A 25,782-nucleotide genomic window follows, 5' to 3' on the forward strand; every position below is an offset into this window, starting at 1 on the left:
TTAATCACCCTGAGTCCGAGCCCATGATTATCGGGCGTAACTTTTTGGTGAAGATCAATGCCAATATTGGTAACTCTGCGGTGACCTCTTCCATTGAAGAAGAAGTTGAAAAGATGCTCTGGTCTGTTCGCTGGGGTGGCGATACGGTGATGGACTTATCCACAGGCAAGAACATCCATGAAACCCGTGAGTGGATTATCAGGAACTCGCCAGTGCCTATCGGTACGGTGCCTATCTATCAGGCTCTGGAAAAGGTCAAAGGCAAGGTGAAAGACCTGAACTGGGAAGTCATGAAGGACACCATCATCGAGCAGGCAGAACAGGGCGTGGATTACATGACGATCCATGCCGGTGTCCTCAGGGAACATGTCGCTAAAACCAGAAACCGGGTGACAGGTATTGTTTCCCGGGGGGGGGAGGCATTCTGGGGCAGTGGGCAGAGATGCATGATGCCGAGAATTTCCTTTACGACAATTTCCGTGAGCTGTGTCAGATCTGTCAGGCGTACGATATCAGCCTGTCTCTGGGTGATGGTTTGCGACCTGGTTGTATCGCCGATGCCAACGATGAAGCGCAATTTGGCGAACTGAAAACCCTTGGGGAACTGACAAAGATTGCCTGGGAATACGATGTTCAGGTCATGATTGAGGGACCGGGCCATGTGCCCATGCACCTCATTAAGGAAAACATGGAGATGCAACTGGAGCACTGTCATGAAGCGCCTTTCTATACCCTTGGGCCTCTGACGACTGATGTGGCACCGGGCTATGACCACATTACTTCAGGTATCGGAGCTGCCATGATCGGCTGGTATGGCTGTGCGATGCTTTGTTATGTCACACCCAAAGAGCATCTCGGTCTGCCTGATAGAGATGATGTAAAAGCAGGTCTGATTGCCTATAAAATTGCCGCTCATGCTGCTGATTTGGCCAAAGGTCATCCCGGTGCCCAGATTCGTGATAATGCTTTGTCCAAGGCGCGCTTTGAATTCCGCTGGCTGGATCAGTTTAACCTGGCTCTGGACCCCGATACGGCAAAAGCCTATCACGATGAGACATTACCTCAGGAAGGTGCGAAGGAGTCAGAGTTCTGCTCCATGTGCGGACCTGATTTCTGTCCCATGCGGATGACTCAGGATGTTCGCGAACTGGAAGAAACTGCCTGAAAATAAACGCTGGGAGTCAGTCGTCTGGCTGACTCCTTCTGACCTGTCGAGTATATGACGTAACCACTGCTTGCTAATCTTTTGGGAGTGCTTTGCTGAATCCAGGAGGTCATAGTGGTTCCGTTTTCTCCTCAATCATTTCTGAGTTTCTTTCAATCCCGTAAAGACGCTGCAGGCCATTACCCCATCCTTGATAGGGGGCAATTGTCATCGGAAAAAGTCGGTTGGGTTCGGGGGCCGTCTGATAAATACACTGCTTTTTGTCGCTCCGTAAAAATTTATTACGAGCGAGAGAACGAACTCATGGATAAGCCGGAGTTGCAGGGTGTTAGTCGTATAGTACAAACGGCCACCGGGACTGCAACCCCGCTGTTCAAAAGAGATGTGTCAATCACAAATCCGGCCACGCCAAGAAAAGCCAGTGAGTGGAATGATGAGTTTGTAGCCGTAAATCAGGCCAGCCTGACGGTACTGCATGAGGCTGAGGTTGAGTTGGTTCAGTTACTCTTGAACAAAGCGCCAGAATATGAAATACAGGCAGCAGTTGAAAACCTGATAACAATGTTCTGTTTGACCACTAAAAGCAGAGACGGGGGTGACTGGGAAGCCCATTTAAGGGACTTTATGGAATCCGAGAAAGTGGATATCCGGATTCAATGTGCAAGGCACCGGGCTCCTGATGAAGAGAAACCTTATGACGTAGCCTTGCCCCATGCAAGAGCAAATGCATCAGGTAAAAGAGTCTTCACCTCACCGCATACGGGTGATCTGGACCTGCATTTTGGCATGATGGATCGTGCTATTGATTATTTCAAGGCAAACCCACCCAGAGGCGTTCAACATACCAGACAGGATCGGAAGCAAGCCGGCTTTAGTCATGCACTTGATAATGTCAAGCAGCCTCAACGATTATCTCCAAACACGCCACCGAAATTAAAAGAGAAGCTGATCGACGAAGCCTGCCAGTTATTTGTAGCGATTATCGGAGACAGACAATACGGTTTGACCGTTCAGGACATGAAACAGGCTTATCGGGATAAAGTGATGACCGATGAAATGGTCAACGCCTGTCTGGATAATATGCAGTTTGATGATCCTCAACTCAACGAACTGGGGCGTTTGGTTCAGGAAGGCAAGTTAATGTACGGAGCTTTTGCCACAGATGACGTTGACTCTGCACCTGTGTTTACCAATCGTGAAGACTTTCTGCTGTACCTTAGGAAGTCTTCAGAATCCGCTGACGGCATCGATGACTTTATACCTGTGTTTACCAATCCTGGGGACTTCCTGCAGTTCTTGAGGGAGTCTTCGGAATCTACTGACGACAGCAACGAGTCGGATGATGAAGATTGGCAAACGTGCCAGAGCTCATTGAGCGATGTGAGCGATGACTTTGTTGGCCCTCAGCAACCGGTAACAGCGACAGCGGAACAGCTTGAAGCCTTTAAAAAAGCTCAGGCATTCAACCCGGATGTAAAAGATGCAGACCTTGCGGTGGCTGTTGATCTTTTAAATACCGATGAAGAGCTGGCACGTGGAGTTCTGAATAGAAGTCCTCTTCGGCAGGAGTACATCCGTGAGTTTTCCGGGTTAATTGTGGTAACGGCCAAAACCGGGGTTCCATCAATGGAAGGAGCCTCTGTCGCTGAGCAGGCAGCTCAGCAGACAGCAATGACACCTCCTGCCATTCCGGAAAAACCGTCCGTAGCTTCTGCTGCGATCGCTATGCCATTAGAGCAGGCTTCATGGCCATTGTCGGGAATGGACGACACTCAACAACAATTCCTGACTATGAAGGCCCGGTGGGATAGTCTGCAGCCATCCCGCCAGCAACCCGACCGGCTTGTTAGTGAGCAGTTTAATCAGCATCCGGTTAATGCAGGCTCCTTTGAGAATGCTGAAAGTGATCTGGAAGAACAGCATCGACAGTTGCTAAATGAGATGCAACAGAATATGGACGCAGAAACATTTGACCTGATCAAGGAAGATATGGATCGGGCTCATAACTGTTCCAGAATTAAACTTGAATACCAGTTCGGACGGATTGATAAGGATGAAGCCAAACGGCAGATAACCGAAAGAAGTTTTGGCGGTGAAAGAGCAGGTCACCTTGCCGAGCTGGATAGACTGACACCCCATAAGCAGACGCTGATTTCAGCCGATGAAGAAGTTGAATTTGAACTGCTTAACAGCGTTGTGTCTGAACTGTATAAAAGACAGGCTGCGGGTAACTCAAACTGTCAGGGCTTTGCCAACTCTCTGGAGCACTTTGCCAGAGGCAGGGGTTATAACCAGGTTCATGGCATTTCAACGCCGATAGAGCTTGCTTTTGATGCCAGTCAGACGACACCTATTGTGGGTTGGGTTCAGGTTGATGGTCTTGAGGAAAAGCAGCATCACCATGAGTTTCAGAATCGTGTGGGTGAATTTTTCGAAGCCATCAAAAAGGGTCAGCAAAGACAGCCAGATGCGGCCAAAAGACCATTAGCCGAGGCTTTTGATAGTGACCGATACGTTGTCCTTAAATCGGGTACCAGTGGTGGTGCAGGCCACTATACCTTTGTGCAAAGACTGAAGTCATCCGGGCGATTTATCGTAGTGGATGCGCAAAACAGGCAGATGTTTCCTGTACTCAATCCCGATGGCACACCGACGGATGAAGCCAGGGCGTACTTCAACAATGTCTCCGTCCAGGCGTACTCCCCAGAGTTTTTGAGTGATGAGCACTATGACAGGGAGATTGACAGCACTAACCTCTGTCTGGCTAATGATCGAAATTATGGCCATCTGATCGGGGTCTTTGAGCATCTGGAAAGAGTGCCTGAACAATGCCAGAAAAGTATTGAAGAGGCCGCTGACTGGTTATCCACAAATGTGAACGGAGCACCTGCCAGAGATGAAATTATCAAAGGGTTGGAAAAAGCTCCCGGGCGTGAGCTATGGTCTTCGCTGTGGGATGGGACCTATCAGCTCAAAAGACCCAGTGAAGTCGAGCCTTTGAAGCAACGTTTTGACGTCTTCGATCCAAACAAAGGGCAAGACTGGTGTCGCTATCTGATCAAGAATCTGGGGCGTCTGACCGCTGAGCAAAGAAGTACACGTCGAACGGCTTATGAAACGTTTCAACAACTCAGAAACAGCGATACACAGATTGATCAGGCGATGAAAGATGTTCAGGAAACCAACTTTAATGCTGCGTTTCCGACAGAGCGGGAGTGGGATGAGTTCTGTGGTCCTGATGTAGATATGAACGTAAAGGCTAATATCGACAGGGCTGAGCAACAGGTGATCAATGCTCAACCGATTAGTAAACCGGCTGCAATGAAACAACTAATGGATGACTTATGGAAGTTATCTCCAGCTGCATCACAAAGTCGAAAGCAGGCTGCTCAGGAACTGGTACAGATTCGACCTGAACTCCAATTGAGTCCGGTGGAGGTAGAAGCGAATCTATCCAGATGTTTCTCTGAAGCGGGTTGGGATTTCCTCTGGGGAGGGTTGAACCTGAAGCGCAGCCAGATGAGTTCTCTGCAGATGAGAATGGACCAAGCGAAAGTATCCAGACCCAATGAAATGAAAGCATTGATGGTTGAGGTGTTAAGGCTTTCTGATCGTGCTGCCAGAGATATAAACCTTGCCTCGCAGGAACTGGCTGAGATACGACGCGATTTAGGTCTTAGAGCTGAAGAGATCGAAAGAAACTTGAAACGGGCATTCCCGGGTGATGACTGGAAAATACAAAATCGTGCTCTCAGGGGGAGGGCTAGAGAAGTCAAAGACGATATCAAGCTGAACCTGATGGATCGTGGTCGTCAGGTCATAACCTGGGGGCAAGATGTGCAGGGGGCAGTAGTTGAAGCCAAAGCACCGGAAGCAGTGCAGGTCATACCAGAACCTGTGCTGGTTCGCGAGTCAAAAAGATTGGAGAAATCAGAAAACATTGGGGAAGTGCTGGCGCACATCAAGCCTGGCGAACCTGTTGTGGTCTGCTTTGATTTGGATGAAACGCTCATCGCCAAAGATATAGTGGCTGGTGGTCGTCAGGAGAGGCGTATGGTCAATCCTGATACGGCCAAAATCATTCAGGACATTCGAACAAAGGCGGGTCCGGGTAATGCCAAAATTATCCTGCTTACCGCCAATGAAGAAGACTCTTTGAGAGAAAAACTTGAAAAAACGCAACTCGACAGACATCTGTTTGATGATGCAATCACGATCAAAGTCCAAACGGGGCCACTGAAAACCAAGGGTCAGGGCTTGCATCACTACCTCGACACATCCGGGCACCCGGCACAGCACGTCGTTATGGTAGACGACGTGCAGGGCATGTTGGATTCTGTTGAAAAGGCCGCTGATCAACGTGGCATACCCTATACAACATTCCACTTTTATGGCGCTAAACCGATGACCTACAGGGTGGATTTTGCTGCTATTAAAGACACGTTCATGTCTGAAGATGGAGAAGGTCCTGATATCAGTTTTGAGCGATTTACTGAGTTGCAGAAGTTGTCCGATGTCAGGGGCTGGAGTTCTGAAGAATTAAGAGCGATCTATATAAACGAATCACCCTCAATGAGGGGTAAGTTTGATAGTTTGAAAGTGTTCAACCCCAGTTTTGAGTGGCAAAACTATAAATTACCGAGAGACTATCAGCCTCCCCGGCATTTGGGGAGACCAGTAATTGGTGTTAAATAATCAGAGAATCAGCGACAAGGTTCGGATAAGAAACTCAGTCTGAGCCTCATTGCCCAGATTAATTCTTAAGCCGACTCTGCCACTTTCATCGGCCTTCGGTCGAACCAGAATATGGTGAGCCCTGAGGTGTTTTTCGATCTCATCCGGATTATTTGGGAATGTCCAGATAAAGTTGGCGACACTGGGCCAGTAATCAATCCCTTTCCTGTTCAGAAAATCTTCAAACATGGGTTTGGAGACCTCCATCACTTCTTTAACATACAGTTCGGTGTAGCCCGGGTTGGAAAGTGCTGCATCAATTGCAACCACCGCCAGCTGATTAACGTCGTAAGGGCCGCGAACATTCAGCAGTGCTCGTATATTCCCGCTATTACTGATGACATAACCGAGACGAACAGAAGGCAATCCCCAGGTTTTTGAGAAGGTGCGGGAAATCAGCAGGTTGGGGTACTGCTCAACGACATCTGCTACCGTTTCCTGTGTGTATTCAAAATAACATTCATCCACAAGAATGGCGGCTCTGGGTGCTGCGGCTGCAATTTCAAGAATATCTTCTCTGGCCACACCAGTACCCGTTGGGTTGTTGGGATTGGCCATCACTATAAGCCGGGTTTTGTCGGAAATGGCATCAAGCACGGCCTGCTTGGGAAAGCCTTGATCTACAGAATACGAAGGCTCAATGATTTTAAGGTTTTCTACCTTGGCGACCTGTTGATACATGGCGAATGAGGGGCCGGGAATAATGGCTTCTTCACCTTCACTGCAAGCTGAGCGGATGATTAGATCAATACCCTGATCGGAGCCGTTGGTGATCATCACCTGTGCGGCATCAACATTGCAGTATCTGGCAATCTTTGAAGCAATGTTCCCGTAGGATGGGTAGCACTGCAGACGATCATCCTGAATGAAATCAATCAACGCCTGTTTTACTGAAGGGCAGACTGGCAGGGTACGCTCATTAAAGTCCAGCAGCAGGTGGTCATGAGGATCCCGGCCTTCCAGAGGTGGGGTATAAGCTCCTATTTGGGCAATGTGGGATTTAAAAATACTCATGATCAACGTGCCTGCTTGCTCTTGTAGTCCTGATTAGCAGCGCAAGTATATGCAGAGCGTGGCAGACAAGCCAACTTAAAGCGCGAGGTTCCCCATCCTTTTGCGAAGCAATAAGCAAACTCTGGCCATTTCCTTAAACCGTTTGGCTATAGCTGCTGCATCATCATCGGAATATGATGCCTTCGAGAGCAGCAGTTAATGAGGCAGCAAAAGTAAGGGCTACAAGAGTCGAAGCATTTTTTAATTCAGTGCCAGACTCAGTGCTGACTTCTGAGCCTGCTTCGGTAACTGTTGTGGTAACTGCTTCGGTAACTGTTTTGGTAACTGCTCCTGTAACCGTTCTTGACACGATCTGATACATCATGATCTTGTCATCACTCCCCCAGGTTGCCAGCAATTTTCCATCAGGGCTGTATATCATTCTTGTTGATCCTCCGTAAAGGCTGTAAATGTTGATGGGAGTTGGAATATCCTCCTCTTTTTTATAAACCATGATCTCTCCGTTCAGAAACCCAATGGCCATCTCGATACCGCTTTTGTTGTAAGAAATGCTCGTTACCGAGTCTGGCACGGAAAACGAGTATGAGTAGAAGTGCTGCTGCAATAAATCATAAATCATGACAAATGTACGATTGCCTCCAATAGTCAGCTGGGTTCCGTCGGGGTTGTATGCAACGGCCTGTAACTCGGTATTTAAATCGTTCAACTCTTGTTTCAGGGTAAATGGGGGTATCCCGCTGTATTTTCTTAGTCTGTGATCTTCCGACGAAACGGCCAGCTCGGCAAGGCTGGGATGGTAGTCAATATCTGTTATTCGGCCTCTCGATTCGGACAGCACTTTCATAAGTCTGAACCTATTTGTCACGTTATAAAGCCTGACCTCTGTATCATATCCCCCGGCTGCCAGTTGGGTGCCATTGGGGTTGAAAGTAACAGACTGTATTTTGTCTGTTGCTTCGGGCAGGATCTTCAGAACGTTGAAAGGGCTTGTACCATTTATGATGTAGATCTTTTTATCATGCCCGCCGATTGCCAGTTCAGTCCGTTTGGGGTTGAAGGCAACGCTTCCTGCCCAGTCTGTCAAGTGCAGGGTTTTCAGGAGTCTGGGTTCTCCCCGGTCAGTTATATCAAAAAATTGTACAGCGCCTGAAAAAGAGCATCCGCCTCCGCCGGAGCCAATTCCTACTGCCATGAGCCTATTATCTTTATCCCATGAAATACTTAAAACTCTGTGGGGCGGGCAATGTTTTGACAGGGGGGGCGGTAACTGGTTTGGATCTACATCAATTTCATGGATTAATTGAGGCTTTTGGACCTGCGCTTGTAAACAGCTTAATGCCAGAAAGATAGCCAAGCTAGCAGTTGCCAGAATCATCTCAATGTTCATTACCTTTCTCCAGAACTCTGTTTTTCAACAACCGCAGTAGGGCAGTCCATTCTCGGACAGCCTCCTGGATCCAGTGCTGTTCATCAGAACTTTTCACCGGTAATCTGTTGATCCGTATCAATTGCACACCACCTCGCAAATACAAATAGTAATAATTCTCATGTTTAGGTTGGAACACTCCAATTATGGCTGCCAGCCCGCCTGAATCCCGAGCTGACTGTAGTGTGTGACGATGCTGTAAAAGGCATTGTTGTAATACCTGATGAACGAACCTCTGCGGTGACTGCCACTCTGGTAGCGATAGATTGCCACCGGCACCAAACCGGGTCCACTTTCCGGAGGACATGATGGATAGATCAAGGTGTATAAGATCGGTATTGCAGGAGCGGGGTGATAAGTCATTAAAAAAGTACAGAATTCGGAGAGCCATTTGGCCTATTCAGTTCTCTCATGAGTCTGAATTGGCCAGATAGTTTTCCGAAAATATCATTGCATTACGATGCTATGAAGAACTGCTGTTAATAGAGTGATTAGGGAAAGGGCTTTAAGCGTCGAAGAATTATCCATTTTTGTGCTGGTTCCAGTACTGGCGTCTGTTGTATTGACTGCTGTCATATTGACTGCTGTCATATTGACTGTTGTTGCAGCGATTGCTGTTGTAATCGCTTCAGTTGAGCTGGCTGGAGTTGTAGGTGTAGGTGCTCTTACACCATCGACCCTAAACATCAAGATATCTCCATCTCTACCGGTTGACAGCCATTTGCCGTCGGGGCTGAATGCAAGGGCGTATTGTGGCGACGGTGGCGCTACGAACGGCAGAGTGTCCAAGAGGGCTAAGGATCCGATTCCCTCAAAAATATGGACCCTTCCATTTCTATACCCAACTAGCAGCTGGGTACCTTTTCGGTTGAAGGCAATGCTCAATATCTGTGCCGCTACCGAAAGGGTTTGCAGGGGATTGTTGTCGTCCGGATCCGTCCCATTATAAAGCCTGATCTTTTTTTTATCATCCGCAGTTGCCAGCACGGTGCCATTGGGATTGTAGGCAACAGCCAATACCTGGCCGCGTGAAACGAACAACTCTTTCAGGCGGTTATACGGGCTGATCCCGCTGTAAATTCTTACTCTATGGCTTCGCTCGCCGACTGCCAGTTGGCCGTTGATGGGGTGGAAGTCAACGCCTTCTATATCGCTGCTTGCATCGGTCAGGGTTTTCACGTGGGTGAACAGGTTTCTCCTGTTTTTAAGATAAAGCCTGACTTCTGCATCAGTCCCCCCAGCTGCCAGCAGGGTGCCGTTGGAGTTAATGGCAACAGTTTCTATTTCCCTTCCCCCTGTCAGGGTTTGCAGGTGGTTGAACGGACTCACCCCTTCAAAAACATTGACCGTATCATCATACCCTCCGGTTACAAGCCGAGTGCCGTCGGGGCTGAAAGCAACGCTTTCTACCCATTCTGTTGCGTGTATGGTACGAAGAAGTCTGGGGATTCCTGAACTCATATCAAAGATTCGCAGGTCTCCTGTACGACCGCAGACCCTATTGCCGGAACCCACTCCCGCAGCCATGAGCGTACTGTTTTTATTCCATGCAATACTGAAAGCCCAGTGAGGTCCACAACGTGCTGGCGGGGTGGCAGTGGGCGTTGAAGTAGGTATTGCCTGTGGCTGGTCCGGATCTATAGCAATTTTATAGAATAATTGAGGAGGTATTTGTGCTCGCTGATTCGAGCCTAACATTTGAGCCTGTGTAAGGCTTCCTGGCAGAGACATAATCAGACTTGCAATAGCCAGACCTTTTCCAAAGTTCATTATTTTCCTCCAGAATTTCGGCTTTGAATGACTCAGATAGTTCCCAGAGCCAGCGTGGCCATGACAAAAAACGGTGAAAATATGTTGAGGTTTTCTGCCTTGGCCAGCTGGTGATACATGGCGAATGAGGGGTCGGGAATGATGGCTTCTTCACCTTGATGGCAGGCTGAGCGGATGATCAGGTCAATACCCTGGTCGGAGCCGTTGGTAATCATCGCCTGTTTTACTGAAGGACAAACTGGCAGGGTTCGCTCATTAAAGTCCAGCAGCAGGTGGTCATGAGAGTCCCGGCCTTCCAGAGGTGGGGTATAAGCTCCCATTTGGACAATGTGGGATTTGAAAATACTCATGACAAACATTCCTGCTTGTTCTTCCAGGGTGCCAGTGTATGCAAAGCTCGTCGGGCAAGACAAGGAAAATCACATGAGCAGCCGTGGGCAGGCTTAATAACATGAGTCTGTTATTTGTTTTCTGGAAGGTCGGATCAACCCAAAAGATCATCCATGACCGTGTCTGAATTGGCCAGATAGTTTTCCGGAAATGTCATTGCAGTACGATGTCCTGGAGAACTGCTGTTAATAGTACGATTAGCGAAAGGGCTTTAAGCGTCGAAGAATTATCTATTTCTGTGGTGGTTCCGGTACTGGCGTCTGTTGTATTAACTGCTGTTGTATTGACTGCTGTTGTATTGACTGCTGTTGTATTGACCGCTGTTGCAGCGACTGCTGTTGTAATCGCTTCAGTTGTGCTGGCTTGAGCTGTAGGTAATCTTACACCATCGACCCTATACATCAGGGCACGATCAAATCTACCAATTGACAGCCATTTGCCGTCAGGGCTGAATGCAAGGGCGTATGCTGGCGATGATGGCATTGCTATCGGAATAATTGTCACGCGGGGTGACGACTTGAGTTCCCCATAAACATCGACGCCTCCATTTACATAACCAATTAGCAGCTGGGTACCTTCTTGGTTGAAGACAATGCTTTCTATCCGTTGCGGTAACACGAGGGTTTGCAGAGGGCTGTTTTCGTCCGGATTCGTCCCATTATAAAGCCTGACTGTTTTTCTAGTATCCGCACATGCCAGCAGGGTGCCGTCGGAGTTGTAGGCAACATTCAATAAAAAGCTGCCTGAAACGAACAAGTTTTCCAGGCGGTTATACGGGCTGATCCCGCTATAAATTCTTAACCTGCTGCGTTGCTCAGCGACTGCCAGCTGGCCGTTGATGGGGTGGAAGTCAACGCCTTTTATATGGCCTCTTGCATCGGACAGGGTTTTCACGAGGGTGAACAGATTTCTCACGTTTTTAATATAAAGCCTGACCTCTGAATCTTCCCCCCCGGCTGCCAGCAGGGTGCCGTTGGAGTTAAAGGCAACAGTATTTACATCGCTTCCCGCTTCGGTCAGGGTTTGCAGGTGGTTGAACGGGCTCACCCCTTCATAAACATTGACCGTATTATCATCCCCTCCCGTTACAAGCTGAGTGCCGTCGGGGCTGAAAGTAACGCTTTCTATCCAGTTTGTTGCGTGTATGGTACGCAGAAGTCTGGGGATCCCTGAACTCACATTAAAGATTTGCAAGGATCCTGCAAGGCCGCAGCGAATAGCGCCGGAACCGACTCCCACAGCCATGAGCGTACTGTTTTTATTCCATGCAATACTCAAAGCACTGTGGGGTCCACAAGGTGCTGGCTGTGCGACAGTGGGCGTTGAAGTGGGTATTGCCTGTGGCTGGTTCGGATCTGTGTTAATTTCATAGAATAATTGAGGAGGTATTTGTGCTCGCTGATTAAAGCCTGATTGAGCTTTTGTAAGGTTTAATGGCAGAGAGATAAGCAGACTTGCGATAGTCAGACCCTTTCCAAAGTTCATTACCTTCCTCCAGAGTTCCGGCTTTGAATCATTCGGAAAGTTTCCGGAGCCGGCGTGGCTATGACAAAAAACAGTGAAGATAGAGAGTTGAGACTTCTTCATGACAGGAGCGCTTTCAGTACTTTCAGTATCTTGGATGAAAAACCTCTCTCTCACGCAGAGTTGCAAAAGAGAGCATCCGGACTGATCGCTTGAGGTTGAGTATAAGCTCGGTCCGGGTGAAAGAAAACTAAAAGACCCACTGCAATATCGTTCCTTGAAGAACCGCTGTGAACAATGTGACTTAAGAAGGTTGTACGCAGCGAAGCATTATGCACTTCTGTAACGCCTCTTGTAACCGCTTCTTCTGGCATCTGCTGAATCAGACTGAATGTCTGAATGATTTGAGCAGCTGGAATGAAGCGCATATTATTTGCTCTCAGTTGTTGGGAGTGGTTGATGGATAAATTACTGGGCTTGTTGGCAGATGGACAATTCCATTCCGGTGAAGAACTGGGTGAGCATCTTGGGATTAGCCGGGCAGCTGTCTGGAAAAAACTGAAAGCGGTTGAAGAGCTTGGCCTGGCACTGGATTCTGTGCGAGGTAAGGGTTACCGCCTCGGCGGTGGTGTTGAGCTTCTTGATCACAAAAAGATTGAAAGCTTTATAGATCCTGACGTTCGTAATAAATCTGAAGTTCATACCTGCGTTATTACAAAGTCAACCAATGATCTGGTTCGTGCCCTTGGACCGGTTTCCGAAGGGGTCATCCGTTTTTGTCTGGCTGAGCATCAGTTAAAAGGGCGGGGGCGACGGGGTCGTGTATGGAGCAGTCCTTTTGGTTCAACAGTGTGTTTATCAGCCTTGTGGCAGAGCGGTGAGGGAACGGCTTCGCTGGAAGGGCTCAGTCTTGCGGTCGGTCTGGGTGTTGCGAAAGCATTGGAAACACTGGGAGCCAGAGAGTTAAAGCTTAAATGGCCCAATGACGTTCTTTGGCAGGGTAAAAAACTCTGCGGTGTGTTACTGGAAGTTCATGGAGATCCCACGGGAGAGTGTGAAGTGGTGATTGGGATAGGCATTAATGTCCGTTTAAGTGATGAGCAGTTGGCGTCAGTGGGTCAGCCTGCTATCGACCTTTTCCGGGTGTGTGGCAGAGCGGTGAGTCGAAACGCGGTCGCAGGTCAGTTGATCAATACTCTGACACATTTACTCGATGGGTTCGGACAAGGTGGCTTTAAACTGTACAGGGAACAATGGTATGAATACGATGCCTTTCATGGCAGGGAAGTTACAATAATGGCTTCTACCCGATCCGTAACAGGGCGTTACATGGGAGTGGATGATCAGGGTGGACTGCTGCTTGAGACAGCTTCTGGTCTTCATGTGTTTAATGGTGGTGAAGTGTCATTACGTCAGTCATGAACAAACTCACGGGTAGTCAGCTGCAGCTGGATGCAGGAAATACGCGGCTCAAATGGCGTCTGATGGCGGGTAGAGCTGCCGTTCAGTCAGGCTTCATTAATAATGATGCTGACTGGCAGATTATCTTGTCTCTGCTGCTGGAACAATGGGGTACTCTTCATTCCATTGCTATTTCGACAGTCTCTGGAAACGCAAGATTAGGTCAGTTGTTGCGCATATTGTCAGAAGCTACCGGCATAGAGCCATTTATTGCCAAAACCCAAAAAACCTTTGCTGGTCTCACGGTTATCTATAAAGAAGTAGAGAGGTTGGGTGTAGATCGTTGGCTGGCCATGCTAGCGGCACATGCTCATCCACTCGACGACACCAAAGTCGTTGTTAGTTGTGGTACAGCTATTACAGTGGATGTAATTGATGGTCAGGGAGATCATCAGGGGGGCTTCATTGTTCCGGGTATCCGTCTGATGAAGAAAGCTCTGGCGGTCAATACAGCCAATCTCGACAACATTGAGCATCCTGCAGAGGCGACGGCACTGGGTACTGTCACTTCAGAATGCATTAATCATGGTGTTCTGGCCATGGCAGTATCTCTCATTAATGAGACTTGTCTCAAATGGCCGGGAGCCCGTTTGTTTTTAACCGGAGGTGATGCCTCTTTGTTGCAAGCCTATATAAAGGAAGAAATAGAGCAGGTTCTGATTGAAGAGCTGGTTTTGGATGGACTCTCGATTGCCTCTGAAAGACAATAATGTTAATTGATCACTCTGATTAACAATTAACGGGAAGTCATACTTTTTAAAGAGGTTCTTTATAGGGTGTAACTTTCAAAATTCGGTTTTTAGTATGCGCTGGATCGTTCTAATACTTCTCTTGTCCAATGTCGGCTACTTTGTTTGGGGCTATTATCACCAGTCTCATAAGCCTTATCGGGCAATAAAAGTCGACACCGAAGTGCCTGTACAGGCAGGTAAAAGATTGATGCTGCTCTCTGAAATGGCGTCAACACTTCCTGAGCAAACACTGAAGAAAAAAGAAACCAAGGGAATCGCTGAAGCTCAGTGTCTTGTAGTGGGACCTTTTGAATCCTCAGCAAAAGCAGACAGTCTGCAGCAAAAACTCTTTTCAGTGGGTGTTTCGAGTAGAGAACGCTCTGACAATGAGGTAATGCTTGCAGACTACTGGGTGCATATTCCGCCCCGAAGTAATCGTCAGGCGGCAATAAGATTGTTAAGAGAATTGCAGGGGCAGGGGATAGACAGTTTTGTGATTACACAGGGAGAACTGGCCAATGGCATATCTCTGGGGTTATTCAGTAAAGAGGTTTCGGCAAATGAAGTCAGTCGTCGTGTACAAGAAGCGGGTTATGAACCCGCTATTAAAAAGTTGCCCCGTGAGCCTGAAACTTTCTGGCTGGAGATGACGGATTCAGAAGCAAAAAAGTTAAGTGCTGGTTTTTGGGAGAGACAGGCCGACGAATACAATGATCTGAAAATGCTGGAAAAAAACTGCAAAAGCGTTGCATCCGATGATTCGATTCACTAATATACGCCTGCGCTTCGGGGCGGTTAAATAAAGCAGGCTTTCTGTATCGTTTGCAGGGAAACAAACTTGACATTGAAAAGCTCCTGAATAAAATAGCGCAGCACTTGGTGGGGTTCCCGAGCGGCCAAAGGGATCAGACTGTAAATCTGACGCGAAAGCTTCGCTGGTTCGAATCCAGCCCCCACCACCAGATTGCCAGGTCTTCTTTTGTTGTAAGTTGGCTTGATAAGTGGGCATACTGCATGATGTGGTCCTGCTTCGCGGGTATAGTTCAATGGTAGAACCTCAGCCTTCCAAGCTGATGATGCGGGTTCGATCCCCGCTACCCGCTCCATTGATTCTGATTTAAGTGCTCTTGTAGCTCAGTTGGTAGAGCGCACCCTTGGTAAGGGTGAGGTCGGCAGTTCAAATCTGCTCAAGAGCTCCATATGATAGAAATACGGTAGTTTACTCCTGTTTCTGGCCTCTGTTAAAAGAGGTTTAAAAAAGAATAAGACTTTTCAGCTTGATTGGGGTCGATTATAATTGATCGGTCCTTGTATCGGGGTGGGTATAACAAGACTGCTCAAAGATACAGGCCAGTAGTTCAATTGGTAGAGCACCGGTCTCCAAAACCGGGGGTTGGGGGTTCGATTCCCTCCTGGCCTGCCATTTCTATTTTATGTCAGCGTTTTGTTCTGACAAAGCTTATCCGAGTAGAGATAGTCAACCAATGAGTGGAAAACCTGAAGTAGCATCTAAAGGACGACTGGACGGGCTCATGTGGGCTCTGGTGGCGGTTCTGTTAGTTGCTGGTGTTGGCGGGAATGTGTACTTTGGTGAGTATTCTGTTCTCTATAGAGCGTTGGCGTTGGTGGCTCTGGCTGTAGTGGCCGGGTTTATTGCGCTTCAAACCGTAAAGGGTGATGCTTTTTGGACATTGGTCAAAGAAGCAAAGGTTGAGATTCGAAAAGTAGTCTGGCCGACTCGTCAGGAAACTGTTCAGACCACGCTGATTGTTGTGGCGGTGGTTGTTATTATGGGGCTCATTTTATGGGCGCTTGATTCTCTGCTAGGCTGGATCATCAGTAGCCTGATTGGATAGGGATAAATAATGGCGAAACGTTGGTATGTGGTTCATGCCTACTCCGGCTATGAGAAGCAGGTGATGCGTTCGCTGATTGAGCGCGTAAAACTTCATGGTATGGAGGATCTCTTTGGTGAGATTTTGGTGCCTACCGAGGAAGTGGTTGAAATCAGGAACGGCCAGAAGCGCAAAAGTGAGCGTAAATTCTTCCCTGGATATGTATTAGTCCAGATGGAAATGAATGAAGATAGTTGGCATCTTATTAAAGATACTCCTCGAGTGATGGGCTTTATTGGTGGTACCGCGGATAAGCCGGCACCTATCACTGAAAAAGAGGCCGATGCGATACTGCAGCGTGTTCAGGAAGGTGTTGAGAAACCTCGTCCCAAGACGTTGTTCGAACCTGGTGAGATGGTTCGGGTTATTGATGGGCCGTTTGCGGACTTCAACGGCGTAGTAGAGGAAGTGAACTACGAGAAGAGTCGTCTGCATGTGGCGGTAATGATTTTCGGTCGCTCTACACCGGTTGAGCTCGAGTTTGCTCAGGTCGAAAAAGTCTGATCTGTCTTGAGCGTGTCTTTAGGGATAGCAGACACTATAAGAGTTTAAGACCCTGTGCTGTGTGAATGGCGCAGGGTTTTTATCTGAGGGGCGAAAGCCCGGAACGGGTAGCTGAAACAGGTACTTCTGGTGAAAACCGGTAGACGCTGTTGATGCGGTGACCCATTGTTGAGGTTGATATGGCTAAGAAAGTCGAAGCTTACATCAAGCTGCAGGTTCCTGCAGGTAAAGCTAATCCTTCACCACCTGTTGGTCCCGCTCTGGGTCAGCACGGTGTGAACATCATGGAGTTCTGCAAGGCGTTCAACGCCAAGACTCAGGAGATGGACGCTGGTATGCCGATTCCGGTAATCATTACCGTATACGGCGATCGTAGTTTCACTTTTGAGACCAAGACTCCACCTGCATCCGTTCTGCTGAAGAAAGTTCTGAAGCTCAAGAAAGGTTCCGGTCGTCCAAATACAGAAAAAGTAGGTACTGCTACTCGTGAGCAGTTGCTGGAAGTGGCCAGGATTAAAGAACCTGATCTGACTGCAGCAGACGAAGATGCGGCAATCCGCACCATCGCTGGTTCCGCTCGTTCCATGGGTGTCAACGTGGAGGGTGTGGAATAATGGCTAAGATGTCCAAGCGCGCCAAAATGATTGCTGAGAAGGTTGTAGCTGAAAAGGCTTATTCCTTTGAAGAAGCGGCTAACGTCCTGAAAGAAGTATCCAGCGTCAAGTTCAAGGAATCTGTTGAAATTTCAGTCAACCTGGGTGTGGATCCTCGTAAATCTGATCAGGTTGTTCGTGGTTCTACCGTTCTGCCTGCAGGTACCGGAAAAGACGTCCGTGTTGCTGTGTTTACACAAGGTGCTAACGCTGAAGCGGCCAAAGAAGCCGGTGCTGACATCGTTGGTATGGACGATCTTGCTGCTCAGGTTAAAGCTGGCGAAATGAACTTTGACGTTGTTATCGCTTCTCCCGATGCGATGCGCGTTGTAGGTCAGCTGGGCCAGATTCTGGGTCCACGTGGCCTGATGCCTAACCCTAAAGTGGGTACTGTTACTCCAAACGTTGCTGAAGCCGTTAAAAACGCTAAAGCCGGTCAGGTACGTTTTCGTACTGATAAGAACGGTATCATCCACGCGGGTATCGGCAAGATCGATTTTGAAGCGGGTTCACTGCAAGAGAACGCTGAAGCACTACTGGCTGAACTGAAGAAGCTGAAGCCTTCTTCCAGCAAGGGTATTTACATGAAGAAAGTCACCCTGTCTTCTACTATGGGCCCGGGACTGACCATCGACATGAACTCACTGAATATCTAGTATTCACGGATTTGCTTAAAGCAGCCTTGAGCTGATAAACAGCCTTGAGCTGGTAAATGAATAGCGGAAAGCTGCAGGCAGCATGTCTGCAGTATCCGAAAGACTTTGGGGTCTCCGGTTTTCGGAGGTCGTCAAAGATCGTAGGTGTGAAGATCTGTGCCTGTTTAATCGGGGTTGGGCCAGAGGTCTGACAAAAAGATCGACGCTTAATTTCCTGCGTAGACGGTGAGCAATACAAAAGACTGTTACAGTGTTTTGCTATTAACCCTTCACCGTATTGTAATTGCCCGGCTTTTCAGTGGCTGAAGAGCTGGGTGTTAACTTCATAATTTGGAGTAAAGCCAATGGCGTTAGGACTCGAAGACAAGAAGGCGATTGTCGCCGAAGTCAGCGAGGCTGCACAAAGCGCTCTGTCGGCTGTAATCGCGGACTACCGTGGTCTCACGGTTGACCAGATGACGCAACTGCGTAAGCAGGCTCGTGAAGGTAACGTATACCTGAAGGTTGTACGTAACACCTTGGCCAAGCGCGCTGTTGAAGGCACTGATTTCGAGTGCCTGCAAGACTCTCTGGTTGGTCCAACTGTGCTGGCCTTCTCTCAGGAAGACCCGGGCGCGGCAGCGCGTCTGATGAAGGACTTCGCTAAAGAGAACGATGCTCTGGAAGTTAAGGCTCTGTCCATCTCTGGACAGGTTCTGGGTGCAGAGCAAATTGATGTTCTGGCCAAGATGCCTACTCTGGATCAGGCTCGCGCGATGCTGATGAGTGTGATGATTGCACCTGTGACCAAGCTGGCAAGAACTCTGAACGAGTTCCCAGGCAGCATTACACGTGTAATGGCAGCTGTTGCCGACGAGAAGAAAAAAGCCGCATAAGCCCTTTGGCAGGCATGAAGTTCACTGCAAAGGAAGTCCTTGGTGTGGAAGTGACCTGCTGGCTGGTTTTTCTCTCTTATTTAATGAATTCCGGGGTTTTACCCCAAAAAAGATTTTTGGAGACATACAATGGCTCTGTCTAAAGAAGATATCCTGAATGCAATCGCTGAAATGTCTGTAATGGATGTTGTTGAGCTGGTTGAAGCTATGGAAGAGAAGTTCGGCGTTTCTGCTGCTGCTGCAGTTGCTGCTGCTCCTGCTGCTGCTAGCGACGCTGGCGCTGCTGCTGCTGAACAGACTGAATTTGACGTCATTCTGACTTCTGCTGGCGACAAGAAAGTAAACGTAATCAAGGTTGTTCGCGGCGCGACTGGCCTGGGTCTGAAAGAAGCTAAAGCTGTTGTAGACGGCGCTCCTGCTCCTCTGAAAGAAGGTGTGAGCAAAGAAGAAGCTGAAGACCTGAAGAAGCAGCTGGAAGAAGCTGGCGCTTCCGTAGAAGTTAAGTAATTCTACGACAGCGTTGAAATATCCAGAGCCTATTGCATAATAGTCTCAGGTGGCTGGTGCCTTTATGGCACCGGCCTTTTTCCGTTGTATGAGCTATATCGTTCTATGCCGGATGGCAACGTTCGATGGTTCAATTAATTGATGGAGTTCAGATCGTTAAAGGCTCAGGCTGACTGTGTTTTACCGCAGGGATCTATCTCCTTCAATCTGAGAAAGTTGCAGTGTCATTGGCAGAGTGGGAGCCTGACCGGAAATTGACAGCTCGGACAAAAGTCCGGCAGAGCATAATTCCCGATCAGATTCCCGGAATGAAAGTCTGACTTTCGTTCTGGACGCTAAAGCTCATGCAACGGTAACGGTTGAAATCACCGTTTTTTAATTGGGTATCAAAAGGGGGCCACCCGCCCTCAATAAACCTAGATGGCCAGACCAGACGGTCTGAAGCCAGAACCAGGTGACCAAGCTGGGGAACGCTGATGGCATACTCGTATACAGAGAAAAAACGCATCCGCAAAGACTTCGGCAAACTGCCGCATGTCATGAATGTGCCCTATCTTCTGGCGATTCAGCTTGATTCTTATCATAAGCTGCTGCAATCCGGAAGAGAGCCGACCGCACGTGAGGACATTGGTCTTCATGCTGCATTCAAATCCGTATTTCCAATCGTAAGTTACTCTGGAAATGCAGCGCTGGAATACGTGAGTTACAGGCTCGGTACTCCAGCGTTTGATGTCAAGGAATGTCAACTTCGTGGTGTGACTTACGCGGTACCTCTGCGTGTAAAAGTGCGCCTGATCATTTATGACAAAGACTCTGCCAACAAGGCAATCAAAGATATCAAGGAACAGGAAGTTTACATGGGCGAAATTCCGCTCATGACTGAGAACGGTACATTTGTAATCAATGGTACTGAACGTGTTATCGTATCTCAGCTTCATCGTTCTCCTGGTGTATTCTTTGACCACGACCGTGGCAAGACACACTCTTCAGGCAAACTGCTGTATTCTGCCCGTGTGATTCCTTACCGTGGCTCATGGCTGGACTTCGAGTTCGATCCGAAGGACATGCTTTACGTACGTATCGACCGTCGTCGTAAGCTGCCTGCTACGATTCTTCTGCGTGCCCTGGGCATGAGTAATGAAGAGATCCTGAATGACTTCTTCGATACCGTAGACTTCAAGATCGGCTCTGAAAATGTCAATACTGAGTTTGCCGCTGAGCGCCTGCGTGGTGAAGCTGCAAGCTTTGACATTAAAGACGGCGACGGCAATGTTCTGGTTGAACAGGGTCGTCGTGTGACGGCGCGTCACATCCGTCAGCTGAAGAAAGCCAATATTGAACAGCTGGAGGCTCCGGTAGAGTATATTTACGGGAAGGTCCTGGCCAAGACCGTTGTACATGCTGCCACCGGTGAAATCATTGTTGACTGCAACACTGAAATTACTCCGGAAGTTTACGAAAAACTGCTGGAAGCCGGAATCAAACAGGTTGAAACCCTGTACATTAATGAGCTGGACTGCGGTTCATATATTTCTGACACTCTGCGCAGTGACACCACGACAAACCGTCTGGAAGCTCTGGTAGAAATCTACCGCATGATGCGTCCCGGTGAACCGCCGACACAAGAAGCAGCAGAAACCCTGTTTGGCAACCTGTTCTTCTCTGCAGAGCGTTATGACCTGTCCGCAGTTGGTCGCATGAAATTCAACCGTCGTCTGGGTCGCGAAGACGACGTCGGTTCTGGTGTCCTGGATAACGCTGACATCGTTGATGTTCTGAAGACACTGGTCGACATACGTAATGGTCAGGGCATCTGTGACGATATCGACCATCTGGGTAACCGTCGTGTTCGTTCGGTCGGTGAAATGGCTGAAAACCAGTTCCGTGTCGGTCTGGTTCGTGTCGAGCGTGCCGTGAAGGAACGCCTGAGCCTGGCAGAGTCCGAAGGCCTCATGCCTCAGGATCTGATCAACGCCAAACCGGTTGCAGCGGCCATCAAGGAATTCTTCGGTTCCAGCCAGCTGTCCCAGTTTATGGACCAGAACAATCCACTGTCCGAGGTGACTCACAAGCGTCGTGTATCTGCACTTGGCCCGGGTGGCTTGACCCGTGAGCGTGCCGGTTTTGAAGTTCGGGACGTACACCCGACTCATTACGGTCGTGTATGTCCTATCGAAACGCCTGAAGGGCCCAACATTGGTCTGATCAACTCTCTTGCGACCTATGCTCGTACCAACGACTACGGTTTCCTGGAGTCTCCATACCGCAAGGTCGTGGATGGCAAAGTGACGGATGAGATCGATTACCTGTCTGCTATCGAAGAAGGTGAGTACGTTATCGCTCAGGCTTCTGCGAAGATGGACGACGGCAATAACCTGACTGAAGAGCTGGTTAACGTTCGTCACCGTAACGAATTTACCCTGATGGGGCCTGAAAAAGTCCAGTACATGGACGTTTCAACCAAGCAGGTGGTTTCCGTTGCAGCCTCCCTGATTCCATTCCTCGAGCACGACGATGCTAACCGTGCCTTGATGGGATCGAACATGCAACGTCAGGCCGTGCCAACCCTGCGTGCCGACAAGCCTCTGGTGGGCACCGGTATGGAGCGTAACGTAGCTTCTGATTCCGGTGTTTGTGTGGTGGCGCAGCGTGGTGGTGTGATTGATACTGTTGACGCAGCGAAGATTGTTGTTCGTGTCAACAACGACGAACTTCAGCCTGGTGAAGCCGGTGTCGATATCTACAACCTGACCAAGTACACCCGTTCTAACCAGAATACCTGCATTAACCAGCGTTCTCTGGTCCGTGCCGGCGAGACCATCGCTCGTGGCGATATTCTGGCTGATGGTCCATCCGTAGACATGGGTGAGCTGGCCCTGGGGCAGAACATGCGCGTAGCGTTCATGCCCTGGAACGGTTACAACTTTGAGGACTCAATCCTCATCTCCGAACGTGTTGTACAGGAAGACCGCTTCACTACGATTCACATTCAGGAACTGACCTGTGTGGCTCGTGATACCAAGCTCGGACCGGAAGAAATTACTTCTGATATTCCTAATGTCGGTGAGTCTGCACTGAACAAACTGGATGAAGCCGGCATTGTTCATGTCGGTGCTGAAGTCGGTGCTGGCGACATTCTGGTGGGTAAGGTAACCCCTAAAGGTGAAACTCAGCTGACACCAGAAGAAAAACTGCTGCGTGCAATCTTCGGTGAGAAGGCATCCGACGTTAAGGATACTTCTCTGCGTGTACCGACTTCTGTCAAGGGTACCGTCATCGACGTACAGGTATTCACCCGCGACGGCGTTGAAAAAGACAGCCGTGCCCAGGGCATCGAAAAGGCGGCTTTGGACGAATATCGCAAGGACTTGAACGAAGAATTCCGTATCGTTGAAGAAGATACCTTTGACCGTCTGCGTGAAGCTCTGCGTGGTCAGCCTGTTGACCGTGGTCCTGGCCTGAGCAAGGGCAACACCATCACGGACGAGTTCCTGAATGGTCTGGAACACGAACAGTGGTTCCGTCTGTCCATGTCTGATGAAACTCTGAACGAACAGCTGGATCTGGCGAAAGAACAGCTGAAAGAGCGTCGCGCACAGCTCGACGAGCGTTTCGAAGACAAGAAGAAAAAGCTGCAGACCGGGGACGACATGGCGCCTGGCGTGCTGAAAATAGTCAAAGTTTATCTGGCGATCAAACGTCGTATCCAGCCGGGTGACAAGATGGCGGGTCGCCACGGTAACAAGGGTGTTATCTCCATCATAATGCCTGTCGAAGACATGCCCTACGATGAAGAAGGCAACCCGGTTGATATTGTGCTGAACCCTCTGGGTGTGCCGTCCCGGATGAACGTAGGACAGGTTCTGGAAACTCACCTGGGTGCTGCGGCACGTGGTCTGGGCCACAAGATCAACCGCATGATCGAGTCCCAGAAGAGAGTGGCTGAAATCCGTGAATTCCTCGACCAGGTTTACAACGGAGTCGGTGGCGGACGTGTTGAGGAACTGGACAAGTTCACTGACGAAGAAGTCATGGAGCTGGCCCATAACCTGCGCGGCGGCGTACCTATGGCTACTTCGGTATTCGATGGTGCCAAAGAATCTGAAGTGAAGGAGTTGCTGCGTCTGGCAGATCTCAGCGACACGGGTCAGGTAAGACTGCACGACGGACGTACCGGTGATTCCTTCGACCGTCCTGTCACTGTGGGCTACATGTACATGCTGAAGCTCAACCACCTGGTTGATGACAAGATGCACGCACGTTCCACAGGTTCTTACTCTCTGGTTACCCAGCAGCCACTCGGTGGTAAGGCCCAGTTCGGTGGTCAGCGTTTCGGGGAGATGGAGGTATGGGCACTGGAAGCCTACGGTGCTGCCTACACTCTGCAGGAGATGCTGACTGTTAAGTCTGATGATGTGACCGGTCGTACCAAGATGTACAAGAACATCGTCGATGGTGATCATCGAATGGAAGCCGGGATGCCCGAATCCTTCAACGTACTGTTGAAAGAGATTCGCTCTCTGGGTATCGACATTGAGCTGGACACCGAATAACGAATACGTGAAATCCGCTGGTTGGGCATAGCCCGGCCACCGGATGGATCGAGGAGATGCGATCTTGAAAGACTTACTGAATCTACTCAAGACCCAGGGCCAAACAGAAGAGTTTGACTCGATTCGTATCGGTCTGGCTTCCCCAGAAATGGTACGTTCCTGGTCTTACGGTGAAGTTAAAAAGCCGGAAACAATCAACTACCGTACGTTCAAGCCTGAACGTGACGGCCTTTTCTGTGCCAAAATCTTTGGCCCGGTTAAAGACTACGAGTGCCTGTGCGGAAAGTACAAGCGACTGAAGCACCGTGGTGTTATCTGCGAAAAATGTGGCGTAGAAGTCGCCCTGGCGAAAGTTCGTCGTGACCGTATGGGCCACATCGAACTGGCCAGCCCTGTTGCCCACATCTGGTTCCTGAAATCCCTGCCATCCCGTATCGGTCTGTTATTGGATATGACCCTGCGTGATATTGAGCGAGTACTGTACTTTGAGTCATACGTTGTTATTGATCCGGGTATGACGACGCTGGAGAAAAACCAGCTGCTCAACGATGAACAGTACTACGAAGCTCTGGAAGAGTTTGGCGACGACTTTGACGCCCGTATGGGTGCAGAGGCCATCAAGGCTCTGCTGGCAGACATCGAGCTGGGTGAGGAAGTGGACATGCTGCGAGAAGAAATTCCGCAGACCAACTCTGAAACCAAACTGAAGAAACTGAGCAAGCGTCTGAAACTCCTGGAAGCTTTCCACAAGTCAGGTAACAACCCTGAGTGGATGATTCTGACCGTTCTGCCAGTTCTACCACCTGATCTGCGTCCTTTGGTACCGCTGGACGGTGGTCGTTTTGCGACGTCCGACCTGAATGACCTTTACCGCCGCGTGATCAACCGTAACAACCGTCTGAAGCGTTTGCTCGACCTTAACGCTCCTGACATCATTGTCCGCAATGAAAAGCGTATGCTGCAGGAATCGGTAGATGCGCTGCTGGATAATGGCCGCCGCGGTCGTGCTATCACCGGTTCCAACAAGCGTCCTCTGAAATCCCTGGCCGACATGATCAAGGGTAAACAGGGCCGCTTCCGTCAGAACCTGCTTGGTAAGCGTGTTGACTACTCTGGCCGTTCTGTTATCACCGTAGGTCCTACCCTGCGTCTGCATCAGTGCGGTCTGCCCAAGAAAATGGCTCTGGAACTGTTTAAACCATTCATCTTCGGCAAGCTGGAAGCCAAAGGTCTGGCGACCACCATCAAAGCTGCCAAGAAGATGGTAGAGCGTGAAACCCCTGAGGTTTGGGACGTTCTGGCTGACGTCATCCGTGAACACCCGGTGATGCTGAACCGTGCACCCACTCTGCACCGTCTTGGTATCCAGGCGTTCGAGCCGGTTCTGATCGAAGGTAAGGCGATTCAACTGCACCCACTGGTGTGTGCGGCTTATAACGCTGACTTCGACGGTGACCAGATGGCGGTACACGTACCACTGACTCTGGAAGCCCAGCTCGAAGCCCGTGCCCTGATGATGTCCACCAACAACATCCTGGCACCTGCAAGTGGCGAGCCTATCATTGTACCTTCCCAGGACGTGGTACTGGGTCTTTACTACATCACCCGTGACCGTATTAACGCCAAGGGTGAAGGCATGGCTTTCGTTGACGTCAACGAAGCCCTGCGTGCCTACCGTACCGGTCATGCTGATCTGCATGCCCGTATCAAGGTACGTGTTTCTGAAAAATACAAAGACGACGATGGCGTAGAGCACAGCAATGCCTTCCTGGCCGATACCACCATTGGTCGTATCCTGTTATGGGAAATCGTACCAGAGGGGCTGCCCTTCGAACTGGTTAACCAGACCATGAAGAAGAAGGCGATATCCCGCCTGCTGAATACCTGCTACCGAAACGTGGGCCTCAAAGAAACGGTTATCTTTGCTGACCAGACGCTTAACCCAGGCTTCGTCGATGAGGGTGCCGGCGGGCACAGCGATTTC

At 49.3% G+C, this 25,782-nt stretch carries 19 protein-coding genes, 4 tRNA genes and 1 pseudogene; 17 read left to right on the top strand and 7 right to left on the bottom strand.

The window, feature by feature from the left end; all coding sequences use genetic code 11:
* Positions 1-1,165 (top strand): annotated as a pseudogene (thiC, locus tag KDK17_RS00550) (phosphomethylpyrimidine synthase ThiC); the annotation flags it as partial.
* A 114-nt stretch (positions 1,166-1,279) separates the two neighbouring features.
* Positions 1,280-5,860, top strand: a complete 4,581-nt coding sequence (locus tag KDK17_RS19415) for a DUF2608 domain-containing protein (protein ID WP_257287109.1) — start codon at positions 1,280-1,282, stop codon at positions 5,858-5,860.
* Here KDK17_RS19415 and KDK17_RS00560 read toward each other — a convergent pair whose 3' ends face one another.
* The 7 genes from KDK17_RS00560 to KDK17_RS00590 form a co-directional block, all read right to left on the bottom strand.
* On the bottom strand, positions 5,861-6,913 hold the full coding sequence (locus KDK17_RS00560) for a histidinol-phosphate transaminase (RefSeq protein WP_257287110.1): 1,053 nt from the start codon (positions 6,911-6,913) through the stop codon (positions 5,861-5,863).
* 163 nt (positions 6,914-7,076) lie between these two features.
* Entirely contained in the window at positions 7,077-8,105 is a 1,029-nt protein-coding gene (locus tag KDK17_RS00565; RefSeq protein WP_257287111.1) for a WD40 repeat domain-containing protein, read from the bottom strand.
* A gap of 378 nt (positions 8,106-8,483) precedes the next feature.
* On the bottom strand, positions 8,484-8,702 hold the full coding sequence (locus tag KDK17_RS00570) for a hypothetical protein (RefSeq protein ID WP_257275600.1): 219 nt from the start codon (positions 8,700-8,702) through the stop codon (positions 8,484-8,486).
* Positions 8,703-8,786: 84 nt separating this feature from the next.
* Positions 8,787-10,109, bottom strand: coding sequence for a WD40 repeat domain-containing protein (locus KDK17_RS00575; protein WP_257287112.1), 1,323 nt, complete (start codon positions 10,107-10,109; stop codon positions 8,787-8,789).
* Positions 10,110-10,141: 32 nt separating this feature from the next.
* Positions 10,142-10,459 (bottom strand): aminotransferase class I/II-fold pyridoxal phosphate-dependent enzyme, encoded by a 318-nt coding sequence (locus KDK17_RS00580; protein WP_257255577.1) that lies wholly within the window; start codon positions 10,457-10,459, stop codon positions 10,142-10,144.
* A 193-nt stretch (positions 10,460-10,652) separates the two neighbouring features.
* Positions 10,653-11,984 (bottom strand): WD40 repeat domain-containing protein, encoded by a 1,332-nt coding sequence (locus KDK17_RS00585; RefSeq protein ID WP_257287113.1) that lies wholly within the window; start codon positions 11,982-11,984, stop codon positions 10,653-10,655.
* Positions 11,985-12,136: 152 nt separating this feature from the next.
* Positions 12,137-12,391, bottom strand: a complete 255-nt coding sequence (locus KDK17_RS00590) for a hypothetical protein (RefSeq protein WP_257275604.1) — start codon at positions 12,389-12,391, stop codon at positions 12,137-12,139.
* On the opposite strand from KDK17_RS00590, the gene birA reads away from it, so the two are divergent.
* The 15 genes from birA to rpoC all read left to right on the top strand — a co-directional run.
* Positions 12,381-13,385 (top strand): bifunctional biotin--[acetyl-CoA-carboxylase] ligase/biotin operon repressor BirA, encoded by a 1,005-nt coding sequence (gene birA, locus KDK17_RS00595; protein WP_257287114.1) that lies wholly within the window; start codon positions 12,381-12,383, stop codon positions 13,383-13,385. The two genes, KDK17_RS00590 and birA, sit on opposite strands and share 11 nt — an antisense overlap.
* Complete coding sequence (locus KDK17_RS00600; RefSeq protein WP_257254483.1) at positions 13,382-14,134, top strand: type III pantothenate kinase; 753 nt, start codon at positions 13,382-13,384, stop codon at positions 14,132-14,134. The genes birA and KDK17_RS00600 overlap by 4 nt, the downstream gene beginning before the upstream one ends.
* Positions 14,135-14,228: 94 nt before the next feature.
* Entirely contained in the window at positions 14,229-14,927 is a 699-nt protein-coding gene (locus tag KDK17_RS00605) for an SPOR domain-containing protein (protein ID WP_257254482.1), read from the top strand.
* 106 nt (positions 14,928-15,033) lie between these two features.
* A tRNA-Tyr gene (locus KDK17_RS00610) sits at positions 15,034-15,117 on the top strand.
* Between the two features lie 70 nt (positions 15,118-15,187).
* Positions 15,188-15,261, top strand: a tRNA-Gly gene (locus KDK17_RS00615).
* Positions 15,262-15,278: 17 nt separating this feature from the next.
* Positions 15,279-15,354, top strand: a tRNA-Thr gene (locus KDK17_RS00620).
* Positions 15,355-15,502: 148 nt separating this feature from the next.
* Positions 15,503-15,578, top strand: a tRNA-Trp gene (locus KDK17_RS00625).
* 61 nt (positions 15,579-15,639) lie between these two features.
* Positions 15,640-16,011 carry a preprotein translocase subunit SecE gene (secE, locus tag KDK17_RS00630; RefSeq protein ID WP_257254481.1) on the top strand — a complete coding sequence of 124 codons (372 nt, stop codon included), beginning with the start codon at positions 15,640-15,642 and terminating at the stop codon, positions 16,009-16,011.
* Positions 16,012-16,020: 9 nt separating this feature from the next.
* Positions 16,021-16,554: a transcription termination/antitermination protein NusG gene (gene nusG, locus KDK17_RS00635; RefSeq protein WP_257275605.1), complete on the top strand. Its 534-nt coding sequence runs from the start codon at positions 16,021-16,023 to the stop codon at positions 16,552-16,554.
* Between the two features lie 179 nt (positions 16,555-16,733).
* A complete protein-coding gene (gene rplK / locus KDK17_RS00640) occupies positions 16,734-17,168 on the top strand; it encodes a 50S ribosomal protein L11 (RefSeq protein ID WP_257275606.1) in 435 nt (144 codons plus the stop codon).
* Positions 17,168-17,863 (top strand): 50S ribosomal protein L1, encoded by a 696-nt coding sequence (rplA, locus tag KDK17_RS00645; RefSeq protein WP_257275607.1) that lies wholly within the window; start codon positions 17,168-17,170, stop codon positions 17,861-17,863. The genes rplK and rplA overlap by 1 nt, the downstream gene beginning before the upstream one ends.
* Positions 17,864-18,207: 344 nt before the next feature.
* Entirely contained in the window at positions 18,208-18,738 is a 531-nt protein-coding gene (gene rplJ, locus KDK17_RS00650; protein WP_257275608.1) for a 50S ribosomal protein L10, read from the top strand.
* 129 nt (positions 18,739-18,867) lie between these two features.
* Positions 18,868-19,245, top strand: a complete 378-nt coding sequence (gene rplL / locus KDK17_RS00655; protein WP_257275609.1) for a 50S ribosomal protein L7/L12 — start codon at positions 18,868-18,870, stop codon at positions 19,243-19,245.
* A gap of 476 nt (positions 19,246-19,721) precedes the next feature.
* Positions 19,722-23,798, top strand: coding sequence for a DNA-directed RNA polymerase subunit beta (rpoB, locus tag KDK17_RS00660; RefSeq protein ID WP_257280849.1), 4,077 nt, complete (start codon positions 19,722-19,724; stop codon positions 23,796-23,798).
* Positions 23,799-23,862: 64 nt separating this feature from the next.
* Positions 23,863-25,782, top strand: a 1,920-nt coding sequence (rpoC, locus tag KDK17_RS00665; RefSeq protein ID WP_257287115.1) for a DNA-directed RNA polymerase subunit beta', incomplete at its 3' end; no start/stop codon positions are given.

The organism is Endozoicomonas sp. SESOKO2 (assembly GCF_024606245.1).
GTDB lineage: Bacteria > Pseudomonadota > Gammaproteobacteria > Pseudomonadales > Endozoicomonadaceae > Endozoicomonas_A.